This window comes from Collinsella sp. LCP19S3_D3, assembly GCF_052121455.1.
In the GTDB taxonomy this organism is placed as follows: Bacteria; Actinomycetota; Coriobacteriia; order Coriobacteriales; family Coriobacteriaceae; genus Collinsella.
The window spans coordinates 140792-161564 of sequence record NZ_JBQKEF010000003.1 but is presented as its reverse complement, the minus strand read 5'-3'; the positions used below and the strand labels follow the sequence as shown (position 1 = coordinate 161564).

General features: G+C 59.4%; 17 protein-coding genes. 11 read left to right on the top strand and 6 right to left on the bottom strand.

Annotated features, from left to right (window positions below; translation table 11 throughout):
* Nucleotides 1-550: 550 nt before the first annotated feature.
* Nucleotides 551-2014 (bottom strand): basic amino acid/polyamine antiporter, encoded by a 1464-nt coding sequence (locus tag ACTQXM_RS02415; protein ID WP_441048863.1) that lies wholly within the window; start codon nucleotides 2012-2014, stop codon nucleotides 551-553.
* A 109-nt stretch (nucleotides 2015-2123) separates the two neighbouring features.
* A complete protein-coding gene (locus tag ACTQXM_RS02410) occupies nucleotides 2124-2900 on the bottom strand; it encodes a dimethylarginine dimethylaminohydrolase family protein (protein ID WP_117583089.1) in 777 nt (258 codons plus the stop codon).
* Nucleotides 2901-3176: 276 nt separating this feature from the next.
* On the opposite strand from ACTQXM_RS02410, the gene ACTQXM_RS02405 reads away from it, so the two are divergent.
* Nucleotides 3177-3806: a GntR family transcriptional regulator gene (locus ACTQXM_RS02405; RefSeq protein ID WP_441048862.1), complete on the top strand. Its 630-nt coding sequence runs from the start codon at nucleotides 3177-3179 to the stop codon at nucleotides 3804-3806.
* Between the two features lie 529 nt (nucleotides 3807-4335).
* Here the strand turns inward: ACTQXM_RS02405 and ACTQXM_RS02400 are convergent.
* Entirely contained in the window at nucleotides 4336-5235 is a 900-nt protein-coding gene (locus tag ACTQXM_RS02400) for an alpha/beta hydrolase (RefSeq protein ID WP_441536852.1), read from the bottom strand.
* 246 nt (nucleotides 5236-5481) lie between these two features.
* Here ACTQXM_RS02400 and ACTQXM_RS02395 point away from each other — a divergent pair, with 246 nt between their 5' ends.
* From ACTQXM_RS02395 to ACTQXM_RS02350, 10 genes are all read left to right on the top strand, one after another.
* Nucleotides 5482-6045, top strand: coding sequence for a PTS sugar transporter subunit IIA (locus ACTQXM_RS02395; protein WP_441032162.1), 564 nt, complete (start codon nucleotides 5482-5484; stop codon nucleotides 6043-6045).
* A 179-nt stretch (nucleotides 6046-6224) separates the two neighbouring features.
* On the top strand, nucleotides 6225-7628 hold the full coding sequence (gene asnS, locus ACTQXM_RS02390) for an asparagine--tRNA ligase (protein ID WP_441048860.1): 1404 nt from the start codon (nucleotides 6225-6227) through the stop codon (nucleotides 7626-7628).
* 250 nt (nucleotides 7629-7878) lie between these two features.
* The gene (locus ACTQXM_RS02385) at nucleotides 7879-8667 is read left to right on the top strand and encodes a hypothetical protein (protein ID WP_427747700.1); all 789 of its coding nucleotides are present in this window, start codon (nucleotides 7879-7881) and stop codon (nucleotides 8665-8667) included.
* A gap of 158 nt (nucleotides 8668-8825) precedes the next feature.
* A complete protein-coding gene (locus ACTQXM_RS02380) occupies nucleotides 8826-9806 on the top strand; it encodes an ABC transporter substrate-binding protein (protein ID WP_427747699.1) in 981 nt (326 codons plus the stop codon).
* Between the two features lie 203 nt (nucleotides 9807-10009).
* Nucleotides 10010-10933 (top strand): ABC transporter permease, encoded by a 924-nt coding sequence (locus tag ACTQXM_RS02375; RefSeq protein ID WP_006234992.1) that lies wholly within the window; start codon nucleotides 10010-10012, stop codon nucleotides 10931-10933.
* Nucleotides 10926-11720 (top strand): ABC transporter ATP-binding protein, encoded by a 795-nt coding sequence (locus ACTQXM_RS02370; RefSeq protein WP_117839998.1) that lies wholly within the window; start codon nucleotides 10926-10928, stop codon nucleotides 11718-11720. Before ACTQXM_RS02375 ends, ACTQXM_RS02370 begins: the two co-directional genes overlap by 8 nt.
* Nucleotides 11721-11836: 116 nt before the next feature.
* On the top strand, nucleotides 11837-13864 hold the full coding sequence (locus ACTQXM_RS02365) for a bifunctional metallophosphatase/5'-nucleotidase (protein WP_441536853.1): 2028 nt from the start codon (nucleotides 11837-11839) through the stop codon (nucleotides 13862-13864).
* A 128-nt stretch (nucleotides 13865-13992) separates the two neighbouring features.
* A complete protein-coding gene (locus ACTQXM_RS02360; RefSeq protein ID WP_441536854.1) occupies nucleotides 13993-14760 on the top strand; it encodes a mechanosensitive ion channel family protein in 768 nt (255 codons plus the stop codon).
* A gap of 116 nt (nucleotides 14761-14876) precedes the next feature.
* Nucleotides 14877-16793: a BMP family ABC transporter substrate-binding protein gene (locus ACTQXM_RS02355; protein WP_441536855.1), complete on the top strand. Its 1917-nt coding sequence runs from the start codon at nucleotides 14877-14879 to the stop codon at nucleotides 16791-16793.
* Entirely contained in the window at nucleotides 16790-17500 is a 711-nt protein-coding gene (locus ACTQXM_RS02350; RefSeq protein ID WP_441042008.1) for a metallophosphoesterase family protein, read from the top strand. The genes ACTQXM_RS02355 and ACTQXM_RS02350 overlap by 4 nt, the downstream gene beginning before the upstream one ends.
* A gap of 50 nt (nucleotides 17501-17550) precedes the next feature.
* Here the strand turns inward: ACTQXM_RS02350 and leuB are convergent, their stop codons facing one another.
* The 3 genes from leuB to leuC all read right to left on the bottom strand — a co-directional run bounded on the left by leuB (nucleotide 17551) and on the right by leuC (nucleotide 20756).
* Nucleotides 17551-18723 (bottom strand): 3-isopropylmalate dehydrogenase, encoded by a 1173-nt coding sequence (gene leuB, locus ACTQXM_RS02345; protein ID WP_441547596.1) that lies wholly within the window; start codon nucleotides 18721-18723, stop codon nucleotides 17551-17553.
* A gap of 6 nt (nucleotides 18724-18729) precedes the next feature.
* The gene (locus tag ACTQXM_RS02340; RefSeq protein ID WP_441536857.1) at nucleotides 18730-19242 is read right to left on the bottom strand and encodes a 3-isopropylmalate dehydratase small subunit; all 513 of its coding nucleotides are present in this window, start codon (nucleotides 19240-19242) and stop codon (nucleotides 18730-18732) included.
* Between the two features lie 248 nt (nucleotides 19243-19490).
* Nucleotides 19491-20756 carry a 3-isopropylmalate dehydratase large subunit gene (gene leuC / locus ACTQXM_RS02335; RefSeq protein WP_441536858.1) on the bottom strand — a complete coding sequence of 422 codons (1266 nt, stop codon included), beginning with the start codon at nucleotides 20754-20756 and terminating at the stop codon, nucleotides 19491-19493.
* Nucleotides 20757-20773 lie beyond the last annotated feature (17 nt).

Below are 20773 nucleotides of genomic sequence, written 5' to 3'. Positions count from 1 at the left end.
ACGGTGAGCCCGGCGCCGCGAAGCGCCCTGGCCCTCTCCACCATTCTCCTACTGTATGCCATGCGGACTCCGTTCCGGACCTCAACGGTCCAACTTTTTGTCCGCAGTCCCAACGCTAAAACGGGATGGGCTTTCCGACTGAGGTCTCTAGCGGAAACTGCGTCCCGGAATAGGCGCTCAGACTGGGACGTATTTTCCCGATCGAGCCCCTCGAGGAAACTGCGACCCGGAATCTGTGCCCGAAACGGGACGTGGTTTCCCCGAGGACCGAAACAGCCGCCCGCCCCTCGTCAAAATCATCCGCTTTCCTCCGTTGTATGCGGATCATCCAAGGAGTGTCCCAGAGTGCCAGCAATAGGAACGTCCCCAGCTGCCGGCAGCATTTCACCACAACTGCAAAAACCCGCGCAGGCAACAGTAGTCACCTGCGCGGGTTTAGTGGGCGCTCACAAAGGTACGTTACAGAGGCCCACGTCAGTTATGGATTACCGAACGGCACCGGCACGCGATGCCTCAGCCGGCTTGCCAAGCGATGAAGCTTACCGAAGTCCTAGACAATCGGCGCAATGCCGGCAAAGTGCAGATACAGCGAAATGATTGCTACGATAATGACCACCGCTGCGATCAGCTTGTCGTGCAGATGCGGAAGCACCGGCTTACCGCGACCTCGCTCGCCCAACATATAGACGGGAATGGCCGGAGCAAAAAGAATCGTCGTGATCATAACGCCCTGAAGACCCGTCGACCACACCAGGAACAATGTGTAGATGAAGCCGAGCGTACCGAAGAAGCGGGCTTTGCCGACGCTGGGCGCATGCGGCCCGTCCAGATGCTCGTTCTTCCAGCCAATCACCATGTAATAGGCAGCCGAGCAGACATACGGAACCAGAATCGTGTTGACTGCGCAGCTATAGAAGAACTGGTAGGTGCTCGCCGCCACATACGACACGATCAAGAAGAGCTGCGTGATGCCGGAGCTCACAAGAACCGTTACCACCGGGGCGTCGTGCTTGTTCGTCTTGGCAAACGCCAGAGGGAAGGATCCCTGGCGCGCCGCCTCGAACGGCGTCTCGGACGCAATGATGACATAGCCCAGCAGCGCGCCGACCAGCGAAAGGATAACGCCAAGGTTTACGATGGCAGCGCCAACCGGACCGATTGCGCACTCGAGAATTCCCGCCATGGAGGGCGTTGCGAGCTGCGCCATCTCCTCGCGCGGCATAATGCCGAGTGACAGCATCGAGATGATCAGATACAGCGTAAATACAGCCGCAAATCCGAGCGCCGTCGAGCGGCCGACGTCACGCACGTACTTTGCACGGCCCGAGATAACGACAGCGCCCTCGATGCCCGTGAAGACCCAGACAAGGGCGATCATGGTCGAGACAACCTGCTCGCCAAAGCCAGGACCAGCCGGCTCTCCCCAGAAGTTGTCCATAAAGATATCGACGTTGAACTTACCCAGGAGCACGATGCTCAGCACAAAGAGCCCCAGCGGCACCAGCTTCGCCAACGTGACGATAGTGTTAATGCCCGCAGCCTCCTTAACGCCACGAAGCACAAGGACGGTAAGGAACCACAAAAACGCGCTGGCGCAGACGATGGAAAGCAGGTTGTTGCCCGCGCCAAACGCAGGGAAGAAATAGCCCAGCGCGCTAAACAGCAAGAGCGCAAAGCTCACGTTGGAAAGACATGCGCTGATCCAGTAGCCCCAGGCGGAGTTGAATCCAATGTAATCGCCAAAACCAGCCGCAGCGTATGCATAGATGCCGCCGGTCAGGTCGGGACGAGCCTGAGACAAACCGTTGAACACCATCATCAGCGCAAAGACGCCGATAAAGCAAATTCCCCACGAGACGATAACCGCACCGGTATTTGCCCCGCCTGCTGCCATATCGCCGGCAAGCGAAAAGATACCGCCACAAATACTGGCGGTAATGACCATCATGGTCAGACGAAAGAGATCGAGGCCATTAGGGTCGATAATCTCGTCGTTTTGAACTTTAGAGGCCATTGTATGTGCACCCCCTTCATCATGTGATCGAACGAAAGATGACCCGGACGTCCCGAATCGGGTGCCGGGCCATCGGTCAAGCGATCATCAGACTGTTACAGCTATCGCGTTAGAAGCGCAGCGACAGGCAAGAAAGGCCGCCGTCGACCTTGCGATACTCGGAGGTATCGACGACGAGCGTCTTGTAGCCCAGATCCTGCACGGCCTTGAGCACGGTCGGATAGCCCTCGGCGACGATGACCGTACCGTTGACCCAGATGCAGTTGGCGCCGTAAGCCTCGTCCTCGGGCACGACGATCTTGTTGTACTGGGCAAAGTCGGGTTTATCGATAAACTCACCGGAAACGAGCATGTTGTTGTCCTCGATGTAGTTGACGCCCGTCTTGAGGTGTAGGACCTCCTCCAGCGGAACCTCGGAACCCTCGAGACCCCAGCCCTCGAGAATCTCACAGAACTGGCGGATGCCCTCTTCGTTGGTGCGAGCGGAGCGACCGACGTAGAAATGGTCGCCGACCATCATGACGTCGCCGCCGTCGAGCGTACCCGGAGAAACGATGTGCTTGACATGCTCGTCGTCAAAGAAGCGACGGACGGCTGGTTCGATCTCGTCCTTCTCGCCGTTGCGGCTGTCGGCACCGGGGTTGGTAATGATGGCGCCGCAGCGAGTGATGACGGCCGGATCCTCGACAAAGCAGCTGTCGGGATACTGCTCGAGCGCCGGCAGCACCGACACGTCAACGCCGCACTGCTCGAGCGCATGCTCGTAATCGTAGTGCTCCTCGATGGCACGCTCGTAGATGGGCTGGCCAAGCTCGGGGGCACTCGTGATGCCATTGCTCAGGGACTTGCCGGGACGACGGATGATGACGTGGCTGAACTTGGTCATGATGATCCTCCTTGGATCTCTTAGCAGAGAGCGGGACTTCTTTGCGCCCGCCTTCCTTTCGATGGCTTTATCTTAAGGCGGTTTTCCTATTTTGTATATTGTATACAATCCTGAACGGTAGGTATTCATCGGTAAGCGTATTCTCACCTATCGGCGCAAAGTAGCGCGATTTAACTGGTCGTTCTATAATTCAACTGAGCTATTCAAGCGAAACGTATTTAATTTTGAAAATATACAGTTGAGGAACACAAGCTCATGGAAACGCTCAGAAGACCCTTGAAGGATCATGTATACGACTATATTTCGAGCCGCATAGATGCCGGCGAGCTTTCGGCTGGCGACCGCGTGAGCGAGCAAGCGATCTGCGATGCCATGGGCGTGTCGCGCACGCCGGTTCGCGAGGCGCTCATTCAGCTGGCAAGCGATGGCTACCTGGACAATCTCCCCCGTCGCGGATTCCGTGTCCGTGGGTTCGATCAACAAAACGCCGTTGAAGTCTTTGAGATTATGGGGCCGCTCGATGGGCAGGCGGCATACCTCGCCTGTCCCCTCCTGACCAAAGAGGACATCATGCAGCTGAAGTTTTTGGTTGGGTCCATGGACCTTGCGATCCAAGGCGGTCTTATCCGAAAGTACGACGACATTCAGCGAGACTTTCATCTGACGTACTTCAACCGCTGCGGCAACGATCGTCTACGCGATATGATTGCGCAGCTCGAGCGCTGCTTTATCAAACGCGATTACGAGACTGTCGATCAAGAGACGGCGTGCAAGCTGCTCGATAAAGCCAATGCCGAACATGCCCATATTCTTGAACTGTTCGAAGCGCGGGACGCGGCGGGCGTGCGCGATTACGTACGCGATGTCCATTGGAACACGGAGAACGCCCAGTTCACCGTTTGGTAGGAAAGCAGCGGGCGGTAGCGGACCAATTCTTGGCACCGCCGCTCAAAATGATTCATTTCCCTCCGTCACCAAGGGATCATTGGTGCAATGGGAGCAGGTTACTTTGCGCCAATAAGTAGGATGCGGAGCAACCAAACGGCGGGACTCCGGGCCGCAGCTTCTCAAACGACACCCTTCCGGAAACCGTGTCCCACTATCCGGGCGAATTCTGGGATGCAGCTTCCCAATGGGGCCCCTTGGGGAAATCGCATCCCGGAATTCACGCCCGAAACGGGATGCGTTTTCCGGTTGAGGCATCTTGCGGAAAATGCATCCCGGAATCGTCGCTCAGACCGGGACGCATTTTCCCGATCGACCCTCTGCGGGAAACTGTATCCCACCTTGAGGGACAAAACTGGGACGCGGTTTCCGGCCCGGGCCTCAAAACGAAGTTGCGGTGGAATAGTTCCTGTTTGGGGCTTTAACCAGCAAAAACAGGAACTATTTCACCGCAAGTTATGAGGGACGGGAGGGACTGGCCCTCTTACTCTTACAGATGGCGCTCCAGGAAGCGGAAGGCTAGGCGAATCCAAGGGCGAACCGCCACCTGCTTGTCCTCGTTGTCGACCGCGGTATTGGCATTGCCGAGCGAAAGGCCGTGACCGCCTTGGTCAAAGACGTGCATCTCGCAAGCGACGCCCTCCTCGGCCATGCGCTGAGCAAACGGATAGACCTGCGCGATCGGCGCCGTTTTGTCATCGGACACGCCCCACACAAAGGTCGGCGGCATCTGACGCGAAACGTGCGTGGTGGGACAGATGTCGGCCAGGTGTTCGTCGGTCGCCTCGCCGCCGGTCACCATCGACAGGTAGTCGTTGAGCAAATCGCGCCCCGTCTTGCCACCTGTCTTGGGCACGCGCAAGTCGATGCGCGGATCGCGCGTCTGCATGTCGCGGACATAGGCAAAGTCGAGCAACGGATAGCCCAGCACCACGGCATCGGGACGAATGTCGTCCGGACGCGCCCCGACAAGTGCCGCGAAGGGGCCGGTCTTCCACTGCGTTGCCAGCGAGGCGCAAATCATGCCGCCCGCCGAAAAGCCCACAACGCACACGCGCTTGGGATCGACATGCCACTCGTCGGCATTCGCACGAACCGTGGCGACCATCTTGGCAAGATCTGCCTGGGGGTGCGGAAAGCTCACATCACCCGTGCCACTCGTGACATAGTTGAGAACAAAGGCCTGGTACCCGCGGTCCAAAAAGGCAAACGCCACCGGATCTTGCTCATGCGGGGCGATGTGCGTAAACGCGCCTCCGCCGCAGATGATCACTGCCGGGCGACGACCATTGGGCTTGCCGGGCAGCGGTTCGGCCCCCATATAGGTAAACGTCGCCGGATATTCCTCGGTCGGCTCCTCGCCCCACAGCGCATGGCTCTCGACGATCATATATGCTCCCTTCGCGCGATTCGTGCGCACGTTATGTATCGCCTTCAAGCGTACCCCACTTGTACGCACGGCATCGAAACGTATCCGCAATAAGTTCCCTTCAACTGATATATCACATAATCCCAGCTCAGGGCCGTCGTTGAGCAGCGTAAAATAGAGACGCTGACCGAGCCGGTAACACACACGAAACGTTTCCGGCAAAACTACGCGTGCGCTACATGCGCACTTGATACGTTGGAGGCATCTATGGGTCTGCTCGATTCGCTCAAGTCCACGTTCAACTCGTCGGGCGAGGCGTCCGTACCGCCCGCGGCAAGCTTCGCCACCCGCGAAGGCGTCATCTACGCTCCCGTTAACGGTGTACTCGTCAATCTAAACGAGGTTCCCGACGAGACCATCGCCTCGGGTATGCTCGGCCAGGGCTACGGCATCGAGCCCATCACCGGCACCATCTATGCGCCCGCTAACGGCCGCATCGGCGCCACCACCGTCACCAACCACTCTATTGGCATGATCACCGAGGACGGCCTTCGCGTGTTCATCCATGTCGGCCTGGGCACCGTACAAATGAACGGCAAGGGTTTTGCCCGCTTTGTCGAGATGGGCGATGTGGTCAAGGCAGGCCAGCCGCTCATCAGTTTCGACCGCGATGCCATTAAGGCCGCTGGCCACGAGGACATCGTGACCGTCATCATCTCCGAGCTCGATCGTCTTAAGAGCATCGACCATGTCGGCGAGTCTGGAACGCTTATCGGCGGCAACCCGCTCGTCAAGCTGGGCGACCCGCTGCTGGTGGCTAAGACCAAGTAACGAGTCCTGCGCCGTACAGCCAATAGGCAACACGCCAAGCGCCCACGACCATCTGGCCGCGGGCGCTTTTCGTTTGAAAACCGTCCCGTCAATACCTTATCTGTATAGCCCAAATGAGCCGAGCTGCTAGAATATCGAACTGTATGGATAACTATCATTCAACCGCTATGGGAGGATACGTGAACCGCACCAAAATCGCGCAGCTCTATGCCGATTCCGAGTCGCTCGGCGGCAAGGCCGTCACTGTCGCCGGCTGGGTCAAGTCCGTCCGCGACATGAAGAACTTTGGCTTCGTCACGCTCAACGACGGCAGCTGCTTCCGCGACCTGCAGGTCGTCATGAACCGCGAGACGCTCGGCAACTACGACGAGATCGCCCACCAAAACGTCTCGGCTGCACTCATTTGCACCGGCACCGTCAGGCTGACCCCCGATGCGCCCCAGCCTTTCGAGCTTTCTGCCACCTCCATCGAGGTAGAGGGCACGAGCGCCCCGGACTACCCGCTGCAGAAGAAGCGCGCAACCGTCGAGTTCCTGCGTACCCAGCAGCACCTGCGCCCGCGCACCAACCTGTTCCGCGCTGTGTTCCGCATCCGCTCTGTCGCGGCTGCCGCCATCCACCGCTTCTTCCAGGAGCAGGGCTTTGTCTACGTCAACACCCCCATCATCACCACGAGTGACTGCGAGGGCGCCGGCGAGATGTTCCGCGTGACCACGCTCGACCCCAAAAATCCGCCTCTCACCGAGTCCGGAGAGGTCGACTGGAGCCAGGACTTCTTTGGCAAGCATGCAAGCCTTACCGTGTCCGGCCAGCTCAATGCCGAGAACTTTGCCATGGCCTTTGGCGACGTGTACACCTTTGGCCCCACCTTCCGCGCCGAAAACTCCAATACCACGCGCCACGCCGCCGAGTTTTGGATGATCGAGCCCGAGATGGCCTTTGCCGACCTGAACGACTACATGGATAACGCCGAGGCCATGCTCAAGTACGTTCTTAAGGACGTTATGGCCACTTGCCCCGACGAGCTCAACATGCTCAACAAGTTTGTGGACAAGGGCCTGATCGAGCGCCTGAACCACGTAGCCAACTCCGACTTTGCCCGCGTCACCTACACCGAGGCCGTCGAGATCCTGGAGCAGGCCGTCGCCGCCGGTCACAAGTTTGACTATCCTGTCAGCTGGGGCATTGACCTGCAGACCGAGCACGAGCGCTTCCTGACCGAGGAGCACTTTAAGCGCCCGACCTTCGTGACCGACTACCCGGCCGAGATCAAGGCCTTCTACATGCGCATGAACGACGACGGCAAGACCGTCGCCGCCGCCGACTGCCTGGTTCCCGGTATCGGCGAGATTATCGGCGGCTCCCAGCGCGAGGAGCGCCTGGATCTTCTCGAGGCCCGCATCAAGGACCTTGGCATGGCCCCCGAGCAGTACAAGTACTACCTTGACCTGCGCCGCTACGGTTCCTGCAAACACGCCGGCTACGGCCTGGGCTTCGAGCGCTTGGTCATGTATCTGACCGGCGTGGGCAACATCCGCGACGTCCTTCCGCACCCCCGCACCGTGGGCAACGCCGATTTCTAATCGCCACAGCTCCGTCCCGCGCGTTACAGCGTGTCGCACCAGCGCCTCTCGGCAAGCCGAGGGGCGCTTTTTTCAACAGCATCCGTCAGGCTTTTGTCAAGCTTTTGGTCAGCTGATCAGGGCTGTTGAAAACTCGATCCGCCGCTTGCCGACGACTACCGACCACCCAGAGTGCCCTGCGCCCCTCAGCAAACCCCGTGTCCTAGGCTCCGTACCGTCATCACCCAAAAACGGAAAGGACGTGAACGCAATGGCCAAACCCGCTGTTGAGAACTACGAGGCCACGACCAGGGGTGCTGCTTCCATGGCAGCCTATCGCGCTGTGCGCATCCTGCAACTCTTAAGCGAGCATACCGGTGAGGACAAAGCGCTTCCTCCCGATGAGCTGATCGAGCGTCTCGCCCATCCCGACGACCCCGCTCGCATGCCCATCTCGGCAGCGCGGCGCAGTATCCATACCGCGATTTCCGCCCTGCGACATGCCGGATACGAGATTGAGTACAAGCGCGGCGCGGGTTACCGACTTCTCACCCGACCGCTCTCCGACGAGGAAATCATTCGACTCCATGGCATGGTCATGCGCAACCGCTCCACACCCATCGCGACCAGAAAAAGCATAGCGCGCCATCTGGTCGCCATGGCAAGCGCCGACGTTCGCGGCTATCTCGATACGTCCGAGCCGGCACCAAGCGCAGAAGGCAAACCCGCCAAGGCCACGCGACCGCCCGCCAAACGCATCGATACCTGCGAGCTCATCGAGCGGGCCATCGACCACGGAACCACGGTGAGCTTTGACATTTCAAGCGTCACGACACATGACAAGATCGAAGTGACGAGGATGACCGTTCGGCCTTTTGCCATCAAACAGCGAGACGGCGTCTCGTATCTGCTGGGAACGGTCGTCGACGGGCACGGCTCCGACGACACCCTACGCACCGTCGAGGTCAGCCGCATGAGAAACGTTAGCACGCGCCTGCTCGACGGCAAGAAGCTCTTTGCCGCGCTGGACGAGGGGGAGCGGCCCGCGCCCGCCGCCTAAGTCTTGCCGTTGCCCGCCGAATCCCCCGCCGTCCATCCGGTTCAGTATTAAAAAACCCGACAGGTTGTTGAAAAAATGGGCATCGGCGCTACTATAGACCCACTTGCACTTTGTTTGAGTGCAGTGTTTCCAGCAATTTCTATACTGGGGGTAATGACATGAACGACATCACCATCAGCCGCAGGAGCCTTCTGGTCTCCGCCGGCCTGCTCGCACTGGCCCCGCTCGCCGGATGCGGCGGCAACTCTGGTTCCGGCTCTGCAGCCGCCGGTTCCGACTACACCATCGGCGTTCTGCAGCTCACTGAGCACTCCGCGCTCGACGCCGCCAACGACGGCTTTGTCAAGGCCATCAAGAAGAGCGGACTCAAGGTCAAGATCGACCAGAAGAACGCCCAGAACGACCAGTCCACATGTAAGTCCATCGCCGACAAGTTTGTGGGCGACAACGTCAACTTGATCTACGCCATCGCCACGCCTGCCGCACAGGCTGCCGCCGGCGCCACGGCCGATATCCCCATCGTGGGCTGCGCCATCACCGACTACGCCGCCTCCGGCCTGGTCCAGGACAACGACAAGCCCGGCACCAACGTCACCGGCGCCTCCGACCTCACCCCGGTCGCCGAGCAGCTCGAGATGATGCAGAAGGTCCTGCCCGACGTTAAAAAGGTCGGACTGCTCTACTGCACCGCCGAGTCCAACTCCGACGTCCAGATCAAGGCCGCCAAGAAGGAACTCGACAAGCTGGGCCTGGAGTACACCGATTTCACCGTCTCGAGCTCCAACGAGATCCAGTCCGTCGTCGAGTCTGCCGTGGGCAAGGTCGACGCGCTCTACTCCCCCACTGACAACACCATCGCCGCGGGCGCTTCGCAGGTCGGTCAGATCTGCAAGGAGAACAAGCTTCCCTTTGTGACCGGCGAGGAGGGCATGTGCATGGCCGGCGGCCTGTTCACCCTTTCCATCAACTATGAGGACCTGGGCTACGCCGCGGGCGAGATGGCCGTTAAGATTCTGAAGGGTGAGGCCAAGCCCGAGGATATGCCGATCAAGCACCTCCCGAGCAAGGATCTGGTCGTCATCAAGAACGACGAGATGGCCGAGGCCCTGGGCATCGACCTTTCCGCTCTAGACGAGTAGCGCCATGCGCGGTAACGCAGCTAGGCACGCGCTTGCGCCATAGCTGCGTTATTCAATATCTGAGTCATTGGGGCGAACGCTAAAGACCGGCGTTCGCCCTGCTTGTTTTTGGTAAAACAAAATGTCCGTCCGCTGCTCTTTTATGCATTGGTACCGCTATTATGGAAAATCACGTGTCCACCCTATCCTAGGAGGTATGAAGCATGCTCATTGCGTTGCAGGGCGCCGTTTCGCAGGGTGTCCTCTGGGGCATTATGGTGCTTGGCGTGTTTATCACGTTCCGCCTGCTCGACATCCCCGATATGACCTGTGACGGCAGCTTTGCCCTCGGCGGCTGCGTCTGCGCCGTGCTCATCGTCAACAACAATGTCGACCCGTTGCTCGCCGTTTTGGCCGGCATGTGCGCCGGCGCCATTGCGGGCGCGGTCACGGGCATTCTGACCACCGTCTTTGAGATTCCCGCGATCCTCGCCGGAATCCTCACCCAGATCAGCCTGTGGTCCATCAACCTGCGCATCATGGGCAAATCCAACACGCCCATCCTTGCCAAGGGCACCGTGTTCTCGGCCGTCAGCAATATGACGGGCCTGCCGCAGTCCACCGTTGCCATCATCCTGGGCATCTTGCTCGCCGTGGCTATCGTTGCCATCCTGTATTGGTTCTTTGGCACCGAGATCGGCTCGGCGCTGCGCGCCACCGGCAACAACGAGTACATGATCCGTGCCCTGGGCGTCAACACCAACTCCACTAAGATGATCGCCCTCGTGCTCTCCAACGCCCTCATTGGCCTTTCGGGCGCGCTCATCTGCCAGAGCCAGAAGTACGCCGACATTGGCATGGGCACCGGCGCCATCGTTATCGGTCTCGCCGCCATTGTTATCGGCGAGGTGCTCGGCCGCCTGCTGCCCGGCGGTCTCACGCAGTTTAGCGTCCGTCTTGCCTCCGCCGTCTTTGGCTCCGTGGTGTACTTCCTCATCCGCGCCATCGTGCTGCAGCTGGGCATGGACGCCAACGACATGAAGCTGCTCTCCGCCGTGATTGTCGCCGTGGCCCTATGCGTGCCCGTGGTTTGGGAGCGCTATAAGCTCCGCAGCTCCTACACGAAGGGGGATGAGGCAGATGCTTAAGCTCTCGCACGTCAAGAAGACCTTTAACAAGGGCACCGTCACCGAAAAGCGCGCTCTTACCGGCGTCGACCTTACCCTCAACGACGGCGACTTTGTAACCGTGATTGGCGGCAACGGCGCCGGCAAGTCCACGCTGCTCAACATGATCGCCGGCGTGTATCCGCTCGATTCGGGCGTTATCGAGCTCGACGGCACCGACATCTCGCGTCTGAGCGAGTCGCAGCGTGCCAAGTACCTGGGCCGCGTGTTCCAGGACCCCATGCGCGGCACCGCAGCCGACATGCAAATTGCCGAGAACCTGGCACTCGCCAAACGTCGCGGCCAGCGTCGCGGCCTTTCGTGGGGCGTCACCAAGGCCGAGAAGGACGAGTACGTCAAGCTGCTCAAACGCCTGGACCTTGGTCTGGACACGCGCCTCAACGCCAAGGTCGGCCTGCTCTCGGGCGGCCAGCGCCAGGCACTCACCCTGCTCATGGCCACGCTCACCAAGCCGCGCCTGCTGCTGCTCGACGAGCATACCGCGGCACTCGACCCCAAGACGGCCTCTAAGGTGCTCAATCTGACCGAGGAGATCGTCGACGAGAACCACCTGACCACGCTCATGGTCACGCATAACATGAACGACGCTATCCGTCTGGGCAATCGCCTGATCATGATGCACGAGGGCCACGTGATCTACGACGTGGCGGGCGATGAGAAGAAATCGCTCACCGTGGCCGACTTGCTTCAGAAGTTCGAGGAGGTCTCGGGCGGCGAGCTCGCCAACGACCGCATGCTGCTGAGCTAAACCTACCAAAAAGGGACAGGTTTATTTTGGCAGGTTTTATCTGCGCAGACGTCAAAACCGCCGCAAAGGGACAGACACCTTTGCGGCGGTTTTTATTAAAGAGTAAGGAGACCGCCATGAAAAGACTCCCCCGCCTTGCGTTAGCTGCCGCGTTGTTTGCCAGCGCGCTCGCAGGCATCCCAAGCCTCGCTTTCGCGGGGAACCTGCCCGCCGCTATTGACGGCTCCGTGGCCGTCATGCACACCAATGATATCCACGGCAGCTACAAGTACAGCTACAACGCAAGCAAGGGTACCGGCACTGTCGGCTTTGACGGACTGGCAGTTCTCTATAGCGCTCAAGGCAGTGCCCCCGATCTTTTGCTCGATGCGGGCGATACCTTCCACGGGCAATCCTTCGCCACTATGAGCGAGGGCAAAAGCATCGCCGAGCTCATGGACACCTTTTATGCGAACGGCTACGACGCGACCACGCCGGGCAACCACGACTGGAGCTACGGCGCGGACAAGCTCCGCACCATGACCGGCTACAGCACCACCGGCACGCCCTTCGCCATGCTCTGCGCAAACGCGAAGTCTACGAGCGGCGTATGGAGCTCGAGCATCACCAAGACGCTCGACCGTACCTGGGAGGACAGCGAAGACCACTCCACATTCGACTACAAAATCAAGGTCGGCGTCGTGGGTGCCATGGATGAGTCGCTGGGATTCTCACTGCGCGAAGGCCTTGTCCAGGACACGTCGTTCTCGGATGCGGCAGCCGCCATCAATGCCGAGGCTAAGCGACTGCGCGAGGATGAGGGCTGCAACGTTATCGTCTGCATCGCGCACACGCTCAACGCCAAGGCCTTTGCTGCAAAGCTCGTTGGGGTCGATGCACTGGTCGCGGGCCACGAGCACATCAACTTAGACGAAAACGTGACGGGGGCCGACGGCAAGCCGGTCCGCGTCGTCGAGGCGGGCAGCGCCTTTGCCGAGGTCGGCCTGCTTTCCATTCCGTACAAGTACGACACGAATGGCACCGTGACGACCGACGATGACACGGTCACGATCCCCGCAGACGACAGCGACGAGAAGCTCTACACCGCCAAGAACGTCAACGACCTTTTGGCAGACCCCGACAAGGGCGCCTTCTACCAGAGTCAACTCGATGAGGTTCGCAATAACAAAATCAAGCCACTCGACGACGCCTTTAAAATCGAGTCGAACAAAGTGATCGGCACATCCGCCACTGACTATTTCTACGGCGAAGACGCCGCGGGTACGCATGGCTGGGAGATGGTGCGCACCACCGATTTGCGTCCCAGCAAAGCGAGCGACACCACCAAGGCCCAGACCATCGGGCATGTGATCTGCGGCTCTTATCTTGCCCTGACGGGGGCAGACCTCGCCATCGAAAACGCGGGCGGCATCCGCGGCGGCATCGCGGCGGGCGATGTGACCGCCGGCAACGTCATCGCCATCTCGCCTTATGGCAACACCGTGGAGACCTGGACCATGACCGGTGCAAACTTCCTCGCAGCGCTTGAGCACTCACTGCAGATCAGCGACGATTGCAATCACAGCTACGAGCTTCAGCAAGCCTACGTGGCAGCCGGCCATACCGAGCAGGAGGCGCAAGACAAGTACAAGTGGCGCGATGACTCTGGCAGCGTTCTCTCCTTTGGCGGCATTAACGTGACGATTGATTGGACGCAGCCCGAAGGCAAGCGCATTGTGAGCGCCACACTCACCAAGGATGGCAGCGCGCTCGACCCCGCCAAGAACTACGCCGTCGCCACCAACAACTACATCATTACCAACACGACCGTCTTTCCCACCTTTGCAAAAGCTAAGAAGTGCGCCGAGTGGAGTACGTGCGAGGCAGCGCTGAGGGCACTGATCGGGCAGGACGACTGGGAGAACAAGATGGCCTCGCTCGCGGGCACCATCAGCTTTGGCTCCGCCGAGAGCCCCGCACCCCATCCGACCCCAACGCCTGAGCCCTCATCCAACCCCGGCACGACGACCACGCAGATCACCACCAAGAAGACGGCCGGTAAGCTTGCCGCAACGGGAGACCGTACGCTGACCGTGGTCGGTGCATGCCTCATCGGCGGCATCATCGTCATCATGGTCGGCATTATCTGGAAGCGCCGCCGCTAAGCTACACCGCCGGGCCTTGCAGCCCCGCCGTACAAACCTTATATCGAGCGCAAAAGCCCGTCCGTTGTGATCGGACGGGCTTTTTGGTGGGTATCATGGTTGAACGATCATGAGGAGGTTTTCCCTACATGGAATTGTTTGAGCCGATTCTTCATTTCTTTGAGCAGCGGTGGGTCCACAACATCATCTGGGCTGGCATCTTGGCGATAGGCACCGCCGTCGCCGCCAAAGTCGTTTCCAAAACGCTGCGTCACCTGCTCAACCGCGACGATAACCCGCTTCCGGCATCGAGTATCTTCATCAACATCGCGCGCGCCGTCATCTGGATGATTGGCGGCAGCTTTATCCTCGACAACTGCTTTGGCATTAACGCAAACGCGCTCGTCGCCGCTCTTGGCGTCGGCGGCATTGCCATCTCGCTCGGCTTTCAGGACACGCTGTCGAACCTTATCGGCGGCATGCAGGTGACCTTTATGGGCATCATCAAGCCCGGCGACAATATCGAGGTTGGCGGCGTGTCGGGCGTGGTCCAGGACATCACCTGGCGCCACACGACCATCGAGGATGCCTACGGGCAGACCATCATTGTGCCCAACTCCAACATCTCCAAGGACACGCTCGTGCATCTGATGCCCTTTGGACGTGTGGCCGTGCCCGTTGCCGTAAAGGATACGTCTAAATGGGCTTCCCTTGACGCGCTGGCAGACGAGCTCACGAGAGCAACCAAAACGGCCGTCTCGCCCATCTCGGGCTTTGACCAGGAGCCCTACGTGCTCTTTAGCGAAATCGGCGACTTTGGCATCAAGGGCAAGATCATCTTTATCGTCAGTGACGACAGCACCACACTCACCGCTGCCGACGCCTGCATCCGCGCTATCGCTCCCATCATCGCCTAAAGCACCACAAAGGGGACAGTGAACTGCCTCCCATTTCTTGGACATCGGGAAATGGGAGGTTTTCATTCGTGGTACCATAGTTCATACAGTTGTTTAAACGACTAAGGGAGCAAACTATGGAAAAGGCCTACCGTCAAGCACGCAAGCGCGGCGAGCAAGGACGTCGACGCGCCATTAGCCAATGCGAGCATCCATACCTTACGGACCTCGACAGTTTGGTTGCCCAGCTCCCCCTAGGTCAGCGAGAGAATGTCGGCCTGCGGGATATTCCGCTCGAAATGGTTGTCGGCACGGTTACCAAGGGCCGTCAGTCCGCCTTTTCATGCAACTTTATGCCCCTGCTGCCGTTTAGCACCGAGTTCGCCCGCAAGTGGTCCAACCTCTACGACATTCAGGTAACCGAGGGCTATCGCGACCCCATCATCGTCACCGAGTTCATGCATAGGTTCTATGTCCAGGAGGGCAACAAGCGCGTCAGCGTCCTCAAATTCCTGGACGCCCCGACGGTTTCGGCCAAGGTCACCCGCCTCTACCCCGGCAAATGGGATTCCGTCGAAAGTCGCCTGTACGGCGAGTTCTGCGCGTTTTGGCGTGTCTGCCCCCTATACGAGATCGAGTTCTCGCGCGAAGGAAGCTACGAAACGCTCGCCAAGATGCTCGGTCAGAACCTTATCGAAAAATGGCCCCAGAAAAAGGTCGATTACCTGCGCCACACCTTCCTACTCTTTAAGCGCGCCTACCTTCGCGCGGGCGGCGACCACCTGGACATTACGCCCGCCGACGCCATGCTCGTCTACCTCAATGTGTACAACCAGGACCGCCTGCTGGATACGCCGACAGATATCGTCGTAAACCGCCTGTGCAAGATCTGGCGCGAACTGGTCATCGCCGGGAAAAGTGACGAGGACAAGGTCGATCTTGTCGAAGCGCCAAACGTCGATGAGGAGGAGTTGCCCGCCAAGTCCACCTCCGGCATGCTCAACTTCTTTATGGGCAAGACCGTCTATTCGGCGGCCAACCCCCTGCGCATCGCCTTTATCCATGAATTCACCTGTGCGACGTCGAGCTGGGACAGGCTGCACGACCAAGGGCGTCAGTATCTCGATGAGCACTTTGGCGGTATCGTGCGCACCGAGGCGTTTGAGGACTGTCACGATCCGGACGTGTTCTACGCCGCCGTGGAAACGGCTGTCAAACATGGAGCAAACGTCATCTTCTCGACCTCGCACCGCCTGATGGAATACACGCTCAGGGCTGCCGTTGAATATCCCCGGGTTCGGTTCCTTAACTGCTCCATCGGTCTTCCTCACCAAAGCGTCCGTTCGTACTTTGGCAAGATGTACGAAGCAAAGTTTCTCCTGGGCGCCCTTGCCGCCAGCATGGCGGACAACCACCGCATCGGTTACCACGCGTCGGTCTTCGCCTCGGGCGCACTCAGCGAGATCAACGCCTTTGCGATTGGCGCCTCGCTGCTCGACCCCCGTGCGCAAATTATCCTAACCTGGGGCGATGTGCCCGCCGGAGGCCTTGCCGAGGCCATGTGCCGCGAAGGCGTGAGCGTCATGACCGGCGCCGATATGTCAAAGTCGCTCGAAGACCCCACGGCCTACGGACTCCACCGCCTGGTCGATGGCAAGGTTGCCGGCATTGCCATGCCGGTATGGAACTGGGGCCGATACTACGAGCTTATCGTGCGAAGTCTGCTGCATGGCACCTGGGACGAGACCAGTGACGACAGCCGGGTCCGCGCCGTCAACTACTGGTATGGCATGAGCTCGGGCGTTATCGACATTCGCTACGCTCCGGGCCTGCCCTATCAGACGCGCAAGCTTGTTCAGCTCCTCCGCAATGGCATCGTCGAGGGCTCCATCAATCCATTTGGCGGCGAGCTCCATAGCCAAGACGGCGTGGTACAGATTGAGGGCTTTCCCCCACTGCCGAGCACGCAGATTGTCGAGATGAATTGGCTGGCAGACAACGTGGTGGGTACCATTCCGCAGCCCGACGATGAGCCGAAGGTCCGCGCCCTATGAAAATACTTGCCATAGCCGATACCGAAGAACGATGCCTATGGGAGTGCTTTCGCAAGGAACGCTTTGAGGGTGTCGACCTGATTTTGTCCGCTGGCGATCTGGACCCGGACTATCTTGAGTTTTTGGTCACGGTCATCAACAGACCGCTCATCTACGTGCGTGGCAATCACGATGACCGCTACGCGCGTCATGCACCGGGCGGCTGCATCTGTGTCGAAGACACCGTGTACGTGTATCGCGGCGTCCGCATTGCGGGGCTTGGCGGCTCCATGCGCTATCGAGATGGCGCTAACATGTACACCGAGCGCGAGATGGCCAAGCGCATGCGTAAGCTGTCCCGCAAAGTGAGGATGGTCGGCGGCTGCGATATCTTGCTCACCCATGCGCCCGCCGCCGGCATGGGCGATCTGGACGATCTGCCGCATCGGGGATTCGAATGCTTTAACACAGCGCTCGAGACATGGAATCCCGACTACATGGTGCACGGGCATGTGCACCAATGCTATGTTCGCGACTTTCAACGCGAACGCCAGCACGCATGCGGGACAACGATTATCAACGCCTGCGGCTATACGCAGTTTGAGCTGGACGAAGCGCGCTACCCTATCCGTGGCTGGCAGGCAGCCTGGCTCAATTCGCAAACCATGCGCCGCGAACTCAAGCGCCACGAGGCAATCGAGTCCTCAACCGCCAGAACCCCCTGGTAACCACCACAAAGGAGACAGGCACCTTTGTGGTGGTTCCGGACATCTCGACACTACAGCGCGGCGATGACCTTATCGCCCATCTGGGTCGTGCCGAGGATCTTATCGGCAGGGGTGCTGGCGTCGGCGATGTCGCGGGTACGCCAGCCTTCGTCAAGCACACGCGCCACGGCATTTTCGATCCAAGCAGCCTGCTCACCCATGTCGAGCGCGTACGTGAGCAGCATTGCCGCCGACAGGATCTGCGCGAGCGGGTTAGCGATACCGAGCCCCGCGATGTCGGGCGCGCTGCCGGCGCTCGGCTCAAACAGCGACACGCCATCGCCCAGCGAAGCCGAGGCAAGCATGCCGAGCGATCCGGTAATCTGCGCCGCCTCGTCGGAGAGAATGTCGCCGAACATGTTCTCCGTAACTACGACGTCAAAGTCGGCCGGTCGGTTAATGAGCTGCATGGCGGCGTTGTCGACGAGCAGGTCCTCAAGCTCTACATCTGGATACTCCTCGTCATGCACGCGATGCACGACCTCACGCCACATGCGGCTCGTCTCCAATACATTGCGCTTGTCCACGCTTGTCACCTTGCCGCGGCGCTTGCGAGCTGCCTCGAACGCCTGGCGGGCGATGCGCTCAACTTCGTACTCGCGGTACTCCATTACGTCAACCGCGCGCTGGCCAGCCACACCGTCGGTGCCCGCACCGCCCTCGTCATAAAAGCGCTCGTGCTTGCCAAAGTAAATGCCACCGGTAAGTTCGCGGACGAGTACCATGTCAACGCCCTTGATGACTTTGGGACGAAGCGTCGATGCGCTGGCAAGTGCGTCGTAGATTTTTACAGGGCGAAGGTTGGTATAGAGGCCGAGTTCTTTGCGGATACGCAGCAAGCCTTGCTCGGGGCGCGGGGCCGCCGGATCGGTTGAATCCCACTTTGGGCCACCGACGGATGCCAACAGCACGGCGTCCGACGCCTTTGCCGCCACAAGGGTTTCATCGGGCAGCGGATTGCCGCACGCATCGATCGCCGCGCCACCAATCAGGTGATCCTCAAAGGCAAACTCTACGCCGGCGCGCTTGCCCACGGCAGCCAGCACCTTCTTACCCTCGGCAATAACCTCGGGCCCAATGCCGTCACCAGGAAGACAGCAGATCTTATAGGTCTTCTTCACGTTGCAGCTCCAGCTTTCGCTACTCGGCCCGTTTGCAAACGGATTATCCAGCTTGACCGTCATAATCGCTTACGCCTCCTGACGCTTTGCCGCGACAATCTTGGCACGCGTGCGCGCAACCAAACCGCCGGCCTCGATAATCTCGGCAATAAATGGCGGGAACGGCTCAGCTGTAAAAGTCTCGCCAGTACGCTCGTTGGTGATGACACCCGCATCGGTATCGACCTTCACGGTATCGCCGGCACAAATCGCATCGACAGCTTCGGGGCACTCCATAATGGGCAGGCCCACGTTAATGGCATTGCGATAGAAGATGCGTGCGAAGCTCTTGGCAATAACACACGACACCCCTGCAGCCTTAATGGCAACCGGGGCATGCTCACGCGAAGAACCGCAACCAAAGTTCTCCTCAGCCACTATGATGTCACCGGGCCTCACGGCAGAGGCAAACGCGGGATCAATATCCTCCATAGCATGCGAAGCCAAATGCGCATGATCCGATGAGTTCAAATAACGAGCAGGAATAATCACATCAGTATCAACGTCACGACCATATCGAAAAACCGAACCTTCAAAGTTCATATCATTCTCCGTTCAAACATGGAATGCGGGGGATTTGATATTTACTTACTCGGACAGTCCTGCTCGCACGGAGAGCACATTAAGTGCTCTCCGGCTCGTGCGGAACTCGACGCAAGCAAATATCAAATCCCTCGTTCGCGTTTCGGCTACAAAAAAGCTAATGGAAAGTTAGCGTTCGCCTTCGGCGAACAAAAAAAGTGCCAGGACTGTCCGCAGTAGCGAGCAAAGGTCGAAGGACCCCGTAGCCCCTACAGGTCAGACGGCAAGCATATGTGCCCCGCCACGGCAGAAGCAGCCGCCACGGCCGGCGAGGCCAGATAGACCTCGGACGTGGGGTCGCCCATACGGCCGACAAAGTTGCGGTTGGTCGTAGAAACGCAACGCTCCCCCGCCGCCAAGATGCCCATGTAGCCGCCCAGGCACGGACCGCACGTGGGCGTGGAGAACACACAGTTGGCATCTAGGAAAATGTCGGTCAATCCCTCCTTCATGCACTGGCGGAAGACCGCCTGGGTCGCCGGAATCACGATGCAACGCACCCCGTCGGCAACCTTATGGCCGCGCATGACTTCGGCCGCAGCACGCATATCCTCGATACGTCCGTTGGTGCACGAGCCGATTACCGCCTGGTCGATCATGATGTGACGGCTCTCGCTCACCGGATGAGTGTTACTGGGCAGATGCGGCCACGATACACACGGCTTAATGTCGGCCGCGTCAATGGCAATAACCTGGGCATACTCGGCGTCTGAATCGGCGTGATACTCAACGTAATCACGCTCGCAGCGTCCCTTGAGCCAGGCGCGGGCAACATCATCGACCTCGATAATGCCCGCCTTGCCGCCCGCTTCGATCGCCATGTTCGAAATTGTCATGCGACCTTCCATCGACAGGCCCTCGATGGTGCTGCCGGCAAACTCCATGGCCTGGTACAGGGCACCGTCCACGCCGATCATGCCGATAATGTGCAGGATGATGTCCTTGGCGGTGGCACCGTCCTCAAGCTCGCCGTTAATCTCAAAGCGAATCGTCGGCGGCACCTTAAACCATGCGCGCCCCGTGGCAATACCCACGCCGGCGTCTGTTGAGCCCACACCGGTCGAAAACGCACCCAAGGCGCCATACGTGCAGGTATGCGAGTCGGCACCGATAATCAGATCGCCCGGGACCACCACGCCGCGCTCGGGCAACAGGGCGTGCTCAATGCCCGCGCAACCTTGCTCGTAATAGTGCGTCACATGCTGCTCGTGCGCAAAATCTCGCATCTTCTTGGTCTGCTCGGCGCTCTTGATGTCCTTGTTGGGCGCATAGTGATCGGGCACCAGGCAAACGCGGTCGCGATCGAACACCTCGGTGGCACCCAGCTCGCGAAAGACATCGATCGCGATAGGTGCGGTAATATCGTTGGCGAGCACGATGTCCAGGTCGCATTCGACCAGCTGGCCCGGCTTTACCTCATCGAGCCCGGCGTGTGCCGCCAAAATTTTCTCTGCTACGGTCATGGGACGTGCCATGTGATTCCCCTCTCAAG